Annotated in this window: 15 protein-coding genes; 11 read left to right on the forward strand and 4 right to left on the reverse strand. The window is 35.8% G+C overall.

Annotated features, from left to right (window positions below):
* The first annotated feature begins 181 nt into the window (after positions 1–181).
* The gene (locus NOV28_RS04680) at positions 182–1642 is read left to right on the forward strand and encodes a fibronectin type III domain-containing protein (RefSeq protein WP_255928089.1); all 1461 of its coding nucleotides are present in this window, start codon (positions 182–184) and stop codon (positions 1640–1642) included.
* 53 nt (positions 1643–1695) lie between these two features.
* On the opposite strand, the gene NOV28_RS04685 is transcribed toward NOV28_RS04680, so the two are convergent.
* A complete protein-coding gene (locus NOV28_RS04685; RefSeq protein WP_255928091.1) occupies positions 1696–2697 on the reverse strand; it encodes an IS110 family RNA-guided transposase in 1002 nt (333 codons plus the stop codon).
* Between the two features lie 622 nt (positions 2698–3319).
* On the opposite strand from NOV28_RS04685, the gene NOV28_RS04690 reads away from it, so the two are divergent.
* The 4 genes from NOV28_RS04690 to NOV28_RS04705 all read left to right on the forward strand — a co-directional run bounded on the left by NOV28_RS04690 (position 3320) and on the right by NOV28_RS04705 (position 6419).
* Positions 3320–4066, forward strand: coding sequence for an SDR family NAD(P)-dependent oxidoreductase (locus NOV28_RS04690; protein WP_255928093.1), 747 nt, complete (start codon positions 3320–3322; stop codon positions 4064–4066).
* An 81-nt stretch (positions 4067–4147) separates the two neighbouring features.
* A complete protein-coding gene (locus tag NOV28_RS04695; protein WP_255928095.1) occupies positions 4148–4627 on the forward strand; it encodes a manganese efflux pump in 480 nt (159 codons plus the stop codon).
* A 10-nt stretch (positions 4628–4637) separates the two neighbouring features.
* Positions 4638–5447 (forward strand): helix-turn-helix domain-containing protein, encoded by an 810-nt coding sequence (locus NOV28_RS04700; RefSeq protein WP_255928097.1) that lies wholly within the window; start codon positions 4638–4640, stop codon positions 5445–5447.
* Between the two features lie 216 nt (positions 5448–5663).
* A complete protein-coding gene (locus NOV28_RS04705) occupies positions 5664–6419 on the forward strand; it encodes a DUF4262 domain-containing protein (RefSeq protein WP_255928099.1) in 756 nt (251 codons plus the stop codon).
* Between the two features lie 338 nt (positions 6420–6757).
* Here the strand turns inward: NOV28_RS04705 and NOV28_RS04710 are convergent, their stop codons facing one another.
* Both NOV28_RS04710 and dacB read right to left on the reverse strand, forming a co-directional pair.
* Positions 6758–7927 (reverse strand): sensor histidine kinase, encoded by a 1170-nt coding sequence (locus NOV28_RS04710; protein ID WP_255928101.1) that lies wholly within the window; start codon positions 7925–7927, stop codon positions 6758–6760.
* Between the two features lie 14 nt (positions 7928–7941).
* Positions 7942–9315, reverse strand: a complete 1374-nt coding sequence (gene dacB / locus NOV28_RS04715) for a D-alanyl-D-alanine carboxypeptidase/D-alanyl-D-alanine endopeptidase (RefSeq protein ID WP_255928103.1) — start codon at positions 9313–9315, stop codon at positions 7942–7944.
* A gap of 163 nt (positions 9316–9478) precedes the next feature.
* Here dacB and NOV28_RS04720 point away from each other — a divergent pair, with 163 nt between their 5' ends.
* The 3 genes from NOV28_RS04720 (at position 9479) to nhaA (ending at position 13484) form a co-directional block, all read left to right on the forward strand.
* Entirely contained in the window at positions 9479–9916 is a 438-nt protein-coding gene (locus NOV28_RS04720) for a hypothetical protein (RefSeq protein WP_255928105.1), read from the forward strand.
* Between the two features lie 175 nt (positions 9917–10091).
* On the forward strand, positions 10092–12296 hold the full coding sequence (locus tag NOV28_RS04725; protein ID WP_255928107.1) for a RelA/SpoT family protein: 2205 nt from the start codon (positions 10092–10094) through the stop codon (positions 12294–12296).
* A gap of 15 nt (positions 12297–12311) precedes the next feature.
* Complete coding sequence (nhaA, locus tag NOV28_RS04730; protein ID WP_255928109.1) at positions 12312–13484, forward strand: Na+/H+ antiporter NhaA; 1173 nt, start codon at positions 12312–12314, stop codon at positions 13482–13484.
* Positions 13485–13489: 5 nt separating this feature from the next.
* Here the strand turns inward: nhaA and NOV28_RS04735 are convergent, their stop codons facing one another.
* The gene (locus NOV28_RS04735; RefSeq protein WP_255928111.1) at positions 13490–14491 is read right to left on the reverse strand and encodes a YihY/virulence factor BrkB family protein; all 1002 of its coding nucleotides are present in this window, start codon (positions 14489–14491) and stop codon (positions 13490–13492) included.
* A gap of 30 nt (positions 14492–14521) precedes the next feature.
* Between NOV28_RS04735 and rlmH the strand changes: the two genes are divergently transcribed.
* Genes rlmH through NOV28_RS04750 form a run of 3 tightly spaced genes read left to right on the forward strand, consistent with a single transcriptional unit; the run spans position 14522 to position 16193 of the window.
* Positions 14522–14995 (forward strand): 23S rRNA (pseudouridine(1915)-N(3))-methyltransferase RlmH, encoded by a 474-nt coding sequence (gene rlmH / locus NOV28_RS04740; protein ID WP_255928113.1) that lies wholly within the window; start codon positions 14522–14524, stop codon positions 14993–14995.
* A 51-nt stretch (positions 14996–15046) separates the two neighbouring features.
* Positions 15047–15823 carry a HipA family kinase gene (locus tag NOV28_RS04745; protein ID WP_255928115.1) on the forward strand — a complete coding sequence of 259 codons (777 nt, stop codon included), beginning with the start codon at positions 15047–15049 and terminating at the stop codon, positions 15821–15823.
* The gene (locus NOV28_RS04750) at positions 15810–16193 is read left to right on the forward strand and encodes a DUF3037 domain-containing protein (protein ID WP_255928117.1); all 384 of its coding nucleotides are present in this window, start codon (positions 15810–15812) and stop codon (positions 16191–16193) included. Before NOV28_RS04745 ends, NOV28_RS04750 begins: the two co-directional genes overlap by 14 nt.
* Positions 16194–16263 lie beyond the last annotated feature (70 nt).

Below are 16263 nucleotides of genomic sequence, written 5' to 3' on the forward strand. Positions count from 1 at the left end.
TTTGAGTGATGTGGCGAAATCCGCTTCGCTCCTTTCGCCACATCGGCCCGGCGGCTCACACCGCCTGATGTGGTCGCCGCTGCGCGGACTTCGCACATCATGCGGTTTTGCAAAATTCCCCTTCACGAGCAAGCTCGCGCGGAGAACTTCGCAAAGCCGCCGGGCCGTTAGCAGAAATTTTATGAAAAACTCTTATAGCATATTTTACATTTTCATTTTTGGTCTTTTTTTATTAGGATGTTCTCGTGATACTATTGAATCAGAATCTCAATCAACATTAAATAGTGCTCCACAGAAAGTCACTGTAATTATTGATAATATTCAATCTAATAGTGCAAATATTTCGTGGAGCAAAGCACAAGATGCTGATAATGACTCTATTTTATATGATATAGTTCTAAATAATGTAATTGTTCTAAAAGATTCTAAAAAGTTATTATTTAAACTTGATAATTTACTTGAACTGACTGAATATAATGGAAAAATTATAGCAAAAGACACCCATAATAATTATTCCGAAACATCATTCAACTTTAAAACTTTAAAATACTATCTTAAATATGAAAAACATATTTATTTTTCATTGGATCCAAACTATTTTTCGGGACTAGTACCTAAAGAAATCATTAAACTATCTGATGGCTATTTAATAGGCGGTTACACAGGAAAGACAAATGGTGCTATTTTTTTTGCTTTAAAAATAGATTTTAATGGAAATGTTATTTGGAAAAAAATATATGAAAATCAATGTTTTAAAATTGAGGAATTTAAAATGAAAAAGACAAATAATGAAGAAGTATTGATTTTGGGTGATAATTTTCTGTTTAAGATTGACCGGAATGGAAACCAAATATGGAATAAGAAATTTCAAGAATATCAAAATCTAATTGGGCAAATAACTTCATTTGACATAGATTCAGATAACAGTATATATCTTGTTGGTTATAGAAAAAATACACAAAACAATGACCAAATAGGATATCTTAGTAAATTAAATTCTGAAGGCAACTTAATCTGGGAAAAGAATTATTATGATTCATTGCATTATGACTATTTTAATGATATTATCATTGACAATAATAAAATCTTAATTTTCGGTAAAATCGAAACTGATAAGAATGGGTTTGAAAATTTTTATTTTATTAAATCTAATAAAAATGGAGATAAAGAAACAACTAAAACATTTGATAATAATTGTGGCGGTGCTTATTCAAAAGGAATATTTAAAAGAAATAATGGAAATTATATTTTATATGGATTTAATCAATGTGCATCTTATAAGACGATTCTTCGTGAGATCAATTCAAATGGAGATTTAATAATACAAAAAGAATATGAAATTGGTGGTATTAACACTTTAAAAGAGTCTTCAGATAATAAATTAGTAATGCTCGGCTATGCGAACTCTTCAAGTTCTTATAATTCGAGAATGTTTTTTCTCGCTACACAGCCAAATGGCGAAACAATTTGGTATAAAGACATATATGAAATGGGGAATTACTATTATGGTGAAGATGTAATTCCTACAGAAGATGGTGGTTTTTTATTTCTTACAAGACATAGCAAAAATTATGTTACAAATCCAGAAGATAATGGAGAAATAATTATTTACAAAACAGATCCAGAAGGTAACTATAAATAAAAAAACTTCTGCTAACATATTCTATGACAAAAAGCAAACAAAAAGTGATAAAATTATGCTGCAAATTTATGCAGGTTCACAAAGCTTGTTTCTCGCGCAATAACGGCAAAAATTCTGTACACCATTTTGCATTTAATATTGTTTAGAACCAGCATGGTGTGTTTTCCCTCTTCTTTTTTCCGGCGGTAATATGCCTTGAGTTCAGGATCATATTTTATTGCAGTGAGTGCGGCCATATGCAGTAGCGATTTCATCTTTTTATCCGCCAGATGGCTGACCCTGGTTTTCCCCTTGACGCTCGTTCCGGAGGTGTGTTCGAAGGGTGCCACTCCCGAATAACAGGCAAATTTCCGTCCGTTTGTAAATGCTGTAAATCCTTTCGTGACCATCAAAAGATAGACTGAAGTGATCTCACCAATTCCCGGAATGCTTTTTAAAAGTTGCTGTTGTTTGTAAAGAATTTCATCTTCGCGGATCAGGGTTTTAATTCTGTCATCAAGCGCTGCAAGCTGCTTTTTGAGCTGTTTCACCGTTTGTCGGTTGATGGCTTTGACGCTGGTGAAAACTTTTTTGTTCAGGTACATTTCGTTTTCCATGGTTCTTTCGAACGACTTAATGGCGGCAATGGTTTTTTCGCGTTCGGCAAACACGATTTTGAGTTGCTGCAGGCTCAGTTCCGGAAGCGCAGAAAGTGCAATTTTATCAGTGTTTCGCCTGGCGTAATTTGCAATCTCTTTGGCGTCTACTTTGTCGCTTTTGCCGCGTGTAATTCCGAGAGAGCGTTTGATTTCCAGCGCAGGAACCTGAGCGTAATCAAGTTTGTTTTCGCTTAAAACCAAGGCGAGCAACGAGGAATAGATGCCGGTATTCTCGAAAACGAAAAGGGTCTCATTCATCTGGCAGCCGGCTTTTTTCAATGTTTTTAAAAACTTATCCACCGATTTTTGCGTATTCAGTATCTGGCCCTGTTCGGGATGTGGGTTCGGGGTAATCATGCAGTAATCCAGCGTTAATTTTGCTACATCGATACCGATGAAATTTGTGTAATTTTTCATAATTTAGTGGTGTTAAATTAATGTTGAATTGCTTTAAAATCTTTATTAGATCTGGGTAATCTGGTATTCTATCTAAAGCTTTTTCAACCTTTTAAAACAAGGCAGAGGACTGATATGTTAGATGAGGCTTTTACTCTCTAAGGGTATTGTTAGTTCACCTCTGTCTTGTTTATTTTAAAGGTATTAATTTTATGGATGTAAAGTAAAGAAGGGTTTTATGCAAGTGGGGCTAAAGTGCAAATTTCAACATTTGTACTTCTATTGAAATTTTGTACATTAGCCGAACGGAAGTGCTTCGATTGCCCCACCTGCATAAAGCCCCGAAACGATGTGCAAAAGTTTCCGCTCCGCTACAACTTTTGCACATCGGAGTGCGGATTACATCCGCAGATATGTTAAAGCGTTTTCGCTCTCGCAAAAACCTTCAACACATCTGCGGATTGGCAAAATTTCCTCACGAAAGCAAGCTTTCTGAGGAAACTTTGCCAATCCGCGCTCCGTTAGCTGTGATTTTACCGAAACACTGTTCCAAACCTCACAGAAAAACAACTTGAACTTCACGGAAAAACAATATCATTACAGCTGTTTTAATTTTGTCAAATAATTTTAAAACATAATAAAAATGGCAAAGACAGTAATTATCACAGGTGGAACAACAGGTATTGGCAAAGCAACAGCTTTACATTTTGCAAAAAATGGATACAATGTTGTTATTACAAGTAGAAATGCGAACAAAGAAACAGATGTTTTAGAGGAGTTTAAAAAAGAAGATGCAGAGGTAACTTTCTTTCCTTTAGATGTAACGCAGGAAGAACAAGTTAAAAATGTAATCGACAAAACGGTAGAAAAATTTGGAAAATTAGATTCTATCGTGAATAATTCAGGAGTTTCTTTAGGAAATGCTTTATTGGCTGATACAGAATCGGACGAACTGAAACAAATGCTGGAAACTAATGTAATGGGTGTTTATTACGGAATGAAACACGCCATTAATGCAATGTTGAAAACAGGTGGCGGAACTATCGTAAACCTTGCTTCCATAGCAGGTTTGAATGGATTAGTAAGCACGGCTCAATACAACGCTTCTAAACACGCCGTTGTTGGTTTAACCAAAGGTGGTGCATTGGATTACGCTACCAAAAATATTCGTATAAATGCAGTTGCACCAGGAGCAATTAAAACCGATATTTTGAAAAATGCAATTGCTTCGGGAACTTATGATGTTTCGGGAATTGAAGCATTGCACCCAATGAAACGCTTAGGTGAACCGGAAGATATTGCAAAAGGAATTTTCTTTTTGGCTTCAGACGAAAATCCTTTTATGACCGGAACTGTATTGAGTATTGACGGTGGCTATAATGCAAAATAAACAAAATAAATAAATCCCTAAATTGGCTGTCTAAAAAGAGACAGCCTTTTCGATTTAAAAAAATTAATAAAAATGGATATAATGCAAAACACTATAAATTGGTATAACGGAGAAATATTTGAGGGAAAAGTTATCCTCGGATTTGGATTTTTCTTAATCTTAACGGCTTTACTATTTTACTTTTTAGGGAATACTCCAAGCGCAAAAGCATTGCTGATTCCATTGTTGGTTATAGGTACATTTTTTTCTATAACAGGTGCAAATATGATTCGTTCCAACGGAAAACAAAAGCAAGAAATTGCGAAAAAATATGAGCAAAACCCAAAAGAATTTATAAATGCCGAAATTAAACGTGTAGATGATTTTCAATATTTATACCCAATGTCTATCGCTATTAGCTTGGCTTGTTTTCTAATAGCCATTGCCTTACTTTACTTTACTCAAAATGTCCATTTAAAAGCAGTCGCCATTTCATTAATCTTGTTTGGGATGGCTTTTGCCGTAATCGATTATTTTTCAAAAGAAAGAGCGACAATATATTATGAACAATTAAAATCATAATTCTGAAATAATGATTGAAGATAGAACCCGAATTAATATTTTGTTTTCCTGCACATCGCAAGAGAGAAAAAATTTTGAACCTTTTGTTCAAGACCACGCTTTGGTATTTATTTTAAACGGAAAAATGATAATTAACGACGGCATAGAAACCTTTCAATTTAACAAAGGCGATATTGGTTTTATATCAAAAAATCAATTAGTAAAAACCCAAAAAATTCCTCAAGATAATAAACCTTATATGAGTATCAGCATTTTTTTACCCAAAGAAACGCTGTATAATTATTCAAAAGAACACCATATTTTACCAAAAGGAAGTTATTTAGGAAAACCTAATTTTATATTTCAACCAGACCCGTTTTTAAAAGGCTTTTTCGATTCTATGCTTCCTTATTTTGAAAATCAAGAGGCACTCACCAATAACTTAGCGACTATAAAAACTTTTGAGATTATTGAACTCTTGCTTCGGTATACCACCATTCAAAATTTACTTTTCAATTTTGAAGACGATTTTAAAATTGACTTGGAAGCGTATATGAACAAAAATTATATGCATAATATTCCTTTGGCACAATTTGCAAAACTCACAGGTAGGAGTATTTCAACATTTAAAAGAGATTTCCAAGAAATTTTCAACCAAACCCCTAACAAATGGCTTATAAAAAAGCGATTAGATTTAGCCCACTTTTTAATATCAAAACAAGGCAAAAAGCCCAATGAAATTTATGACGATGTAGGTTTTATAAATTTCTCGCATTTTTCAAGAAGTTTCAAAGCAGAATTTGGAATAAACCCTTCAGAAATAGAAAAAAACCACAGCTAACAGTATATTAGCAAAAGACGGGGTTGAATTCTAAATTGGAAGTTCAGTTATATTTTGTCGCAATTGCTTTTTCGTTTCACATTTTTTTGTAATATAGTTTCACGAAAAAAGCAAATTGCTTAGTTTGGTTTTTAGTTGAAATTTCAGTTGTAAAAGCCCGTCCTTCGCTAATACTTTCCCGTTATGTGGCAACCGTAACGAAACAGCAGAACAACAATGACAGAAGACAACGAACATAATTGTAGAAATGACGAACAGATCCAATCTGACATTGAAAAATTCGGACTGTCTGTAATTATAATCGAAGCGACCGACTATTTACCATCATTTGCATACAGTATAGGACTTTGGCAGAAATTCAACCATCCCGAAATAATTTGCTTTGGACTTAGAACTCAAACTTTGCATACAATCATAAATGATGTAGCAGACTTAATTAAAAATGGACAAGTTATTCAGGCGGGAAAAACCTATGACAACATATTTGAAAATAGTAAGTCAGAATTTTTGAATGTTGATAAAAGAAATTTGGGCGACTATTTTGGGACTGCAATTGACTTTTACAATTCAAAAAATTTTCAAGCGCTACAGTTAGTATGGACAGACCGAAACGACAAATTTCCTTGGGAAACAGACTTTGAAGAAGATTTTATTTACAAGCAACCATTGCTTGACAGAAATGCTGACTTCAAATCTCGAGAAGCAAAAAATTTGGGAATATTTACAACAAGGCAATGGTTGGAACTTGACAAACCTATTTTAAGAGTTGTTCACGATACAGACGGTGATTGGCAATTTTTGACAGGCGACCAAATGCCAGAAGATGTAAAACTTGTTGCATTAGAACAGATGGTTATTAAAGACAGAACCTTAAATGAAGTATTTGACCTTGACTATGGAGAAGAAGCCGAAAGAGAATTTGTAGGTGGAGAATGGACAAGAAATATTGTTGACTATGAAGACGAAGAATAAAACGGCAGTCACTAACAAGGGTAACCCTTGCACAACCCTAATTTTCCAATAATAGTTTTCAAAACTCAACAAAAACAACCTCTTTTAAAGCAATTTAAAGGAGGTTTATATTTTTAACAGTAAGTTAGCGTGAGCAGATTTTAGATATTAATAAAAGAAAGGCAAAGCAATGTCAAAGGAATGTCAAAGGAAAGTCAAAGTAAAGTATAAGTAATGTCCGGTGATATGATGATTATTCCACACCTACTGCACTCGCGAAATCTCAATCTTGAAAGTTCTATGAAGATTTTGCTCCTGCGGGGCATAAATTTATACTCAACACCCAATCCCCTGAAATCTTAAGAATTCTTCATCATGATTCGGAAAGTAGTTCCCTTCCCTACTTCGGTTTGCGCTATTTTGATGTCGCCGTTGTGGTATTCTTTGATCACTCTTTTTGCCAGAGACAACCCTAATCCCCACCCTCGACTTTTGGTAGAATAGCCTGCTTTGAAAGCATTTCGCACCTGAAAAGTTGTCATCCCCGAACCTGAATCTTTGAAATCGATGAGGATATATTTATTCTTTTCATAGAGTTCTATTTCCATTCTTCCTTCCCCTTTCATCGCATCTACTGCGTTTTTTACGATATTTTCAATCACCCAACTCAGCAAAATTCGGTTGTGGGGAATGAGGATATTTTGTTTTGGAAGTATGAGCATAAACCGAACTTTGGTAGAAATTCTCGATTTCAAATAGTCGAAATTCTGTTGCAAGGTTTCATTAATATTCAAATCATTCAACTCCGGAACCGAGCCTATTTTAGAGAATCTTTCGGAAATGGTTTTCAGTCGGTTGATGTCGTTTTCAATTTCTTTTACGCCTTCGCTGTTTCCATTTTCCATGCGGAGAATCTCGATCCAGCCGATCATCGAAGAAAGTGGCGTCCCGATTTGGTGCGCGGTTTCTTTGGCCAAACCAGCCCAAACATAACCTTCATCGGTTTTTTTAATGGTTCGTAGAAACCAGAAAGAGAAGAAAATATAAGCCAAAATCAATAGTCCCAAGATATAAGGCGAATAGCGAAGATTATTGAGCAAATCTGAATTGGTATAAAAAACATACTGATTATTTCCATTAGGCATTTGCAACTCGATAGGTCGATAAGAGTTTTCCATTTTCTGCAACAGTCCTAAGAGTTTTGCTGGGTCTTTCTGTATATTTTCAGGGATATTAATTTGGAAATCGGGACCAATAGGTTTTTTATTTTTGTCGGTAACAATCACTGGCATGGTATTATTGGTCTTGCTGATTTGTAATAGCAAATCCAACGTCATAGGATCCTGAATGATACTTTCTTCCTGCTGGTATTTAATGGCCGTTGCGAAAAGCTCAATCCTCTTAATCTCTTCTTTCCTTAAGTAATCGATTAGAGCAACCGACGCTATCACAATACCTGCAATAGCGGAAGTCAGCAAAATATAAATTACCCAATTATTGATTTTAGAAAAAAAACTTCTTCGTTTCATTGAAAGATTTCAGATTATTTCAGAACGTTTAGAACTTTATACAAAGCATCGCTGATGTTGGAAGCCTGATAATTGTTGATAATCACCGCGAATACATACTTTTTCCCGTCTTTGGATGTGTGATAGCCCGCAAAAGATTTCGTGTCTTTCATGGTTCCGCTTTTCATTTTCATGCCGTTGCCTTGGGGGGGGAAACCCTCAAAAAATTCATTAAACCAAGGTTGTTTCCTACTCCAAAGCAAAGATTGCACTTCAGCTCTTGCGGAAACATAATTTTGAGGTGAAAGTCCGCTTCCATCAGCGAAATTGATCATCGCAGAATTGATTCCTTTCCCCTTCCAGAATTCTTTCAGATAAGAAACTCCCGCATCGAAACTCCCTTCGTTTTTCTTTACTTTTCCTAAAGTTTTAATAAAAGTTTCGCCATAAAAGTTCACGCTTTTTCTTAAAAACCAGTAAACAATCTTGTCTAAAGTCGGCGATTTATATTCTAATATTACCTTATTTGAAGCAGTATTCGGAAGGTTTTTCCCTTTAATTTTTTCAACAGAAACTGAAGTAATATTTCCATTCAGCTCAATTCCCGATTCCTTGAACCATTTTTGGATCTCGCTACCCAAGGAAAGTGGTGGATTGGGATTCGCTCCGGAAACTGTAATCCCTTTTGCAGGAAGCGTTCCGCTGATTTGTGCCACTTCCGAATACGGCGCGGTGTACACCAAACTTTGATCCGAAGTCCCTCCGGTTTTTACATCATTAATCCATTTTACATTAGGCAAATCGATGTTCAAATCTTTCATTTCTTTGCCATTCATGCTGATATCGAACTGGTTTTCTCGCCAGTTAACTCCCCAAACTCCGGCACCGTAATAATTTCCCATATCGTTCCAAGGCCATCCACCAGGAACTTTCTGGAAATCAAAATAAGTATCATCAATGATTAAATCACCTGAAATTTTGGTAATTCCTTTGGCTTTTATCGCTTCAATTAATTTTGCTTTGAAATTTTCGGGACGATAATTTTCATAACGCCAACTTCCTAAAGTGGGATCACCATTGGAATTAATATAAAGATTTCCGGCGAGATTTCCGGACGATAAATTCCCAGAGTAGGAAGCGGTTGTCGTATATTGATAATCCTTTCCTAAAGTCTCCAAAACTGCTGCTGCAGTGAAAATCTTCTGCGTAGAAGCTGTAGAAAGTCCTTGATTTCCGTTGTATTCATAAATAAAATTTCCAGCTTCGTCAGCGACATAAACCGACAAATTCGCCGAATATGCAGGAGCCGAACTGAGCAATGATTTGGTAGCAGCATCCAATTTCTGAGCGATATTCTGAGCAAGAAAAAATGGTGAACTCAAAAGAATGAAAGGAAGAAGCTTGTTCATTTTTGTTTTTTTATTTTCAAATATAACGAATAATCTTTTGACGAAGCGCTTTCAAACAGAAAGCGCTCCTTTATAAAAAAAAACGATATATCAAGATAAAATAGTATTTCCTTGCATAATTCGTATTTTTTTTGTAAAATTTGTAAATAAAACAGATGAAATTATGGCCTCAATTATCACAGGCTTATTCGAAAGCCAAAGCCAGTCGAAGAAAATTTCTGAAGACTTAGTTCGTGAAGGTTTCTCTGATTCCGATTTTATTATCTATTTGCATCAGGAACCGATTTCGAAAGAAATAAAAACATCAATTTGGCAGTCTTTTTTCAAAGACGACACCCGACTTGAAGATGAAAGTTTAGCCGTAAGCGTAAAAGCAAATACACCAGAATCTAAAGAAAAAATCCTTCAAATATTCCAAGATAATAACTCGATTCACACCAATTATTTTGAAAATATAAAATTTAGTGATGCTCAATCTTTGCAATATTTAAAGAGAATTGTTGCACTGAGAGCAAAATCCGAAATCTACTCTTCACCCCTCCTGAAGCATCATATCCAACACGAAGGAATGAATACAGAAGTGCTTTTTGGTAAAAGTTAATACTCAACAAATCACCTACAGATTGAATTATTTTTATGTTTAATGAAAATAAAACTCAATTTTCAAAAAAAAACAATCTGATTAGGATTATCATCTCTTTAGGTTCATTATTTATACAATAATGTAGAATATTCAGGCATTTTTCCGTATTTTCGTGTAATAAATAGTTTTCTTAATGGTTTACGATTTAGAACAGGAAAATAAGGAAATTCTCGCTCGATACCGGGATTTGATCTCCAACACCTATCGCACTTTGGATGAGGAACAAAACAAACTGATCCGAAAAGCGTTCGATATTGCTTTGGATGCTCACAAAGACCAACGTAGAAAAACCGGCGAACCGTACATTTATCACCCAATTGAAGTGGCAAATATTGTGGCCAACGAAATCGGTTTGGGTGCAACTTCTATTGCTTGTGCATTGCTTCACGACGTTATCGAAGATTCGGAATATACGTATGATGATCTGAAAAAAATATTCGGTAAAAAGATTGCGGACATCGTGAATGGGCTCACCAAAATAGCGGTGATGAACCACCAGAATATCTCCATTCAATCGGAAAATTACCGTAAACTTTTGCTTACGCTTTCCGAAGATTTTCGAGTGATTTTAATTAAAATTGCTGACCGGCTTCACAATATGCGAACTTTGGAAAGCATGACGCCCGAAAAACAGAAAAAAATCGCTTCGGAAACCGTCTACATTTACGCTCCACTCGCCCATCGTCTCGGACTTTACAATATCAAATCCGAATTGGAGGATTTGTCTTTAAAATTCAATAATCCGGATGTATATTTTGATATCTCCAAAAGGTTAGAACTCGCCAAAGAAAGCAGAGAAAGATATATCGATGAATTTAAAAAAGAAGTTTCCGAGCAATTGGTAGACGAAGGATTGAATTTCTCGATCAAAGGCCGTGCAAAAGCCATTTCTTCCATCTACCGAAAAATGATAAAGCAAGGGGTGAGTTTCGATGAAGTGTATGATAATTACGCCATCAGAATCATCTACAAATCGGATGCTAAGAACGAGAAATTCCTTGCATGGAAAATTTATTCCATCGTTACCGACCTTTATCACAGCAATCCTCAGCGAATGCGAGATTGGATCACCCAACCACGATCTACAGGATACGAAAGTTTACACCTCACCGTTTTGGGTCCCGATAAAAAATGGATTGAAGTACAAATTCGATCCGAAAGAATGGACGATATCGCCGAAAAAGGCGTTGCTGCTCACTATAAATACAAAGAAGGATTCCGACAAAACAGCGACGAGAAAAACTTCGAAACCTGGGTAACCGAAATCCGCGAAGTTCTAGAAAACCAGCAATCGCTGAGTACTACAGAGCTTTTAGACAATATTAAACTTAATCTTTATTCCAAAGAAGTTTTTGTTTTCACTCCAAAAGGAGAAATAAAAATTCTTCCAACGGGCTCTACTGCTTTAGATTTTGCCTTTTCGGTGCATTCCGATTTGGGAACCAAATGTCTTGGTGCGAAGGTGAACGGAAAGTTAGTCCCTATTTCCTACGTTTTACAAAATGGTGATCAGGTTGATATCCTTTCATCACAAAACCAAAAACCGAAACCAGATTGGCTCGATTTCGTCGTTACTTCAAAGGCAAAATCGAAAATTAAAGCAATTTTAAATTTTGAAAAAAACCATTTGGTTGAGGAAGGAAAAGAAATTCTGCAAAGAAAAATGCGCCACGCAAAACTGAATTTCAATGATGAGGAAATCAACAAGATGCAGAAATTCTTTAACTTAAAAACTTCTCAGGAATTGTTTTTAAGTTTCCAAAACGGAAATCTGGATATCGGCGACATTAAAAAATATACCGAAGGCAAAAGCCTTTTCAGCAATATTTTGCAGCGTTTCCGAAAATCTCCTAACAAAAACGAAATCTTCGAAGAAACTCCGGAAACGAATTTGGATTTGATTGTTTTTGGGAAAGATGAAGAAAAAATGAATTATAGTTTCGCGAAATGTTGTACGGTAATTCCGGGGGATAAAATTTTCGGATTCATTACCATTTCTGATGGAATAAAAGTTCACAACGACAATTGCCCGAATGCGATCAACCTCCGTGCACAATACGATTACCGTGTTCTTCCAGCAAAATGGGTGAACGAAGAAAGCTTCAAAAACAGAATCAAAATTGAAATCGAAGGACTCGACAGAATGGGAATGATCAACGACATCACCGCTGTAATCAGTAATTCGATGAACATGGATATGAAAAGTATGTCGATTGAATCCAACAACGGTATTTTCTTAGGAAACATCAATCTAGAAGTGAAAAACCGAAGCCAACTGGAGGAAACCTTCAAACAATTGAAAAACATCAACGGGGTTTCGCGGGTAAAACGACTTTAATCAAAAAATTAATTAATGCTTATTACTCAATATTTCAGAAAATTTTTACACAACTCACAATCCTCCGGGATTTTACTCATTTTTTGCGTTGCCGTTTCTTTAATGATTGCCAATTCATCATTTGGTAGTGCCTTTCAAAACTTACTCGACACGAAAATTGGCACCGAAATCTTTCACCTCAATTATCCGATAAGCATTTGGATAAATGACGGTTTGATGGCCATTTTCTTTTTACTCGTTGGTTTAGAAATCAAACGCGAAATCGTGGAAGGCGAACTTTCGAACTTTTCGAATGCGTCGTTACCTATTGTTGCAGCAATTGGCGGAATGGTGGTTCCTGCTTTGATATTTTTCTTTTTCAATCAAGGAACCGATTTTGCGAAAGGTTGGGCAATTCCGATGGCTACAGATATTGCTTTTTCGCTGGCAATTATTTCGATGTTGGGAAAAAGAGTTCCGATTTCTCTGAAAATATTTCTTGCGGCGCTTGCAATTGTGGACGATTTAGGCGCCATTGTGGTGATTGCAATTTTCTACACAGATCAAATTCATTGGGATTATCTGGGCTTGAGCGCTTTGATGGTGGCGATTTTGGTTATTCTGAACCGATTGAATTTTACAAAGCATATTTTCTATCTCATTCCGGGGATTTTTCTTTGGTATTTTATGCATCATTCCGGGATTCATGCTACAATTGCAGGAGTTTTACTGGCTTTTGCGATTCCGACGAATGTTTCCGATGTAGAAATTTCACCGCTCGAAAAGCTGGAACAGAAACTTCATTTACCGGTAAACTTTATCATCATGCCGATTTTTGCACTTGCAAATACCAATATTACCTTCAAAAATGGAATGGTCGACGGGCTTTTCAGCAATTTCGGTTACGGAATTATTTTGGGATTATTTTTAGGTAAAGTAATCGGGATTAATTTGTTTTCATACATTTCCATTAAACTAAAAATCAGTTCATTGCCGGATCAAAGTTCATGGTCGCAAATGATCGGTGTCGGACTTTTGGCTGGGATTGGTTTCACCATGTCGATTTTCATCGCATTGCTTTCTTTCAAAGGGTTTCCGGAAATTCAGGATGAAGCTAAATTTGCCGTTCTGATCGCTTCTTTGCTTTCAGGTCTTGTTGGATACACCATGCTTAATCTTTCGTTTAAAAGTCGAAAAAGATCGGCATAAACCTATTATTCTTCTACACTAATTGTGTGCGTTTCGTCGGCTTCTTCCATGTCCGGCAAAATATTCGCATCGAATTGTTGTGCATTCAATTTCACTTCATCAGCAATCATTTTTTCTACCCGAACTTTCTTGATAGCGATATTTAATTCATTCCCCAAAAGAATCAGAATGATATTGATATTCACCCAAACCATCACCAAAATAATAGATCCTATGGATCCGTAAAGAACATTGTATCGGGCAAAATCTTTCACATAAATTGCGAAAATATAGGTGAGAATCACAAATAAAACGGTGGTAAAAATGGCTCCGGGCATCGCCTGTTTAAAGGTCGTAATCTTAAGACAGCCTACCCAATAAAAAAGCGCCAACAAAATAAAATAGAAAATAGGAAACGAGAAAAATCCAATGATTTTCGACATATTATCAACCAGCCATGAAATATTAATTTCCGGGGTGAACAATTTCAGCACGACTTCACTGTAATAAATTCCCAATAACGAAGCGATAATAAGGAAAATAAAGGCAATGGTAATCCCAAACGCGACCAAATATTCCTTCACCACGCCTCTTCTCAAATTGGTATTAAGATTAAAACCATTAATCAAAGAATGCGTTCCGTTCACCGCAAAAATCATTGCAAAAATAATCGTTAAATTACTGATATTCTTCATATTGGGAAGAATATAAGTTTGGATATAACCGGAAACATCTTTCTGAATATGAGCCGGAAAAACATTATGCATCAAAACCTCAAAAATATAGAACTGAAGCTTGTCGTAATGCGGAAGATAAGGCAACAATGAAAGCAAAAAGAGAATAAACGGAAACAAACTCAAGAAAAAACTCCACGAAATGCTCGCAGCGCTTCTTCCGATCTGCATTTTGAAGACACCTTGTCCATAAATCTCAAACATTTTCCACAGAGAAATGCCTAAAAAAGGAATATGAATACTATCAAGAAATTCATGAATTTTGAGAATGAATTGAGGAGTTTTAATGCCCATTAATCTATATTTGCAGAACAAAGATAAGAAATGAGAATTAATTTGGTCTGTATCGGAAAAACCGATGATAAAGAAATAAGCGAGCTTATAAAATATTATCAAAACCGGCTCCCAAAACACTGGAATTTCGAAATCACGGAAATACCGGATGTGAAAAATGCGAAAAATCTTTCCCCAGATCTTCTTAAAAAAGAAGAAGCAAAACTATTTCTCAACCAAACCGAAAATTCCGATTATGTAATTCTGCTCGACGAGAAAGGAAAACAGTTTACCAGCCGCGAATTTGCCTCAAAAATCGACAACTGGATGAATGCTTCCATAAAGAAAATTTCGTTTTTTATCGGTGGTGCTTATGGGTTTTCGGAGGAAATTTATCAACGGGCAAATGAGAAAATGTCTTTATCAAAAATGACTTTCACGCATCAAATGATCCGTCTTTTTTTTGTAGAACAAATCTATCGTGCCGATCAAATTCTTCAAGGAAAACCTTATCACAACGACTAATTTATACAACAACCAACCTTCACTTCCGGTTTTTTCCGTAATTTTGGACTTATGGATTTATCTCTTAGAACAGTTACGGTTATGCGCTACATTCTTCCTCTTCGCGAAGGTGGTTCGTTGCCAGCTTTGGCAGAAGCCGATGACGATTTTAAATATGTTTTAAAATTTCGAGGCGCAGGACACGGCGTGAAAATGCTGATTTCTGAACTTTTAGGAGGCAAAATCGCCGAGATTCTCGGATTGAAAATTCCCGAATTGGTTTTTGCCAACCTCGATGTAGATTTCGGAAGAACCGAAGGCGACGAAGAAATCCAGGATTTGCTGAAGTTTTCCGAAGGTTTAAATTTCGGTTTGCATTTTCTCTCCGGAGCAATAGCATATGATGCTTCGGTGAAAATAGATCCGTTGTTGGCATCCAAAATTGTTTGGCTGGATGCTTTTATCACCAATATTGACCGCACTTTCAAGAATACCAATCTTTTGCTTTGGCATAAAGAACTTTGGGTAATTGACAACGGCGCATCGTTTTATTTCCACCATTCTTGGCAAAATTTTGATGCAGCTGCGAAAACACCTTTCAAATATGTGAAAGACCATGTTTTGCTACCTCAAGCAAGTAGATTAGACGATGCAGATGCTTTTGCAAAATCCGTTTTAAATGAAGAAATTTTCAGAGAAATAGTGAATTTAATTCCTCAAGATTGGTTGCAATGGAACGACGCCGATGAATCGCCAGAAGAAATACGAGAAATTTATTTTAATTTCCTGAAAACAAGATTAGAAAATTCTGAAATCTTTTTAAACGAAGCCAAAAATGCAAGAGGATAAAATTTACGAATACGCGGTGATCAGACTCGTTCCGAAGGTTGAAAGAGAAGAATTTTTCAATATCGGTCTTGTATTGTTTTCGAAAAAAGAAAAATACATCCGCATGGAATTTCATTTATGCCCGAAAAAATTCGAGTTGATGCATTCCAAACTCGATTATGAAGATGTTCAGAAAAATCTGGAAAACTTCAAGCACGTCGCAAAAGGCGAAAAAGCAGGCGGCGAAATCGGAACTTTGGATATTCCCGAAAGATTCCGTTGGTTGACGGCGGTGAGAAGTTCTGTCATTCAAACTTCGCGTCCGCATCCTGGAAAAACAAAGGATTTAGATGCAACTTTCGACCGATTATTTGAAGAATTAGTAAAATAAAAATTCTCCTCAAATTCATTTTAAAATATAAAAAAACGGACTCAAAAAAATTGAATCCGTTTTTTTTAAT

Origin of the sequence: Kaistella montana (assembly GCF_024436175.1) — a bacterium.
GTDB classification, from domain to species: domain Bacteria; phylum Bacteroidota; class Bacteroidia; order Flavobacteriales; family Weeksellaceae; genus Kaistella; species Kaistella montana.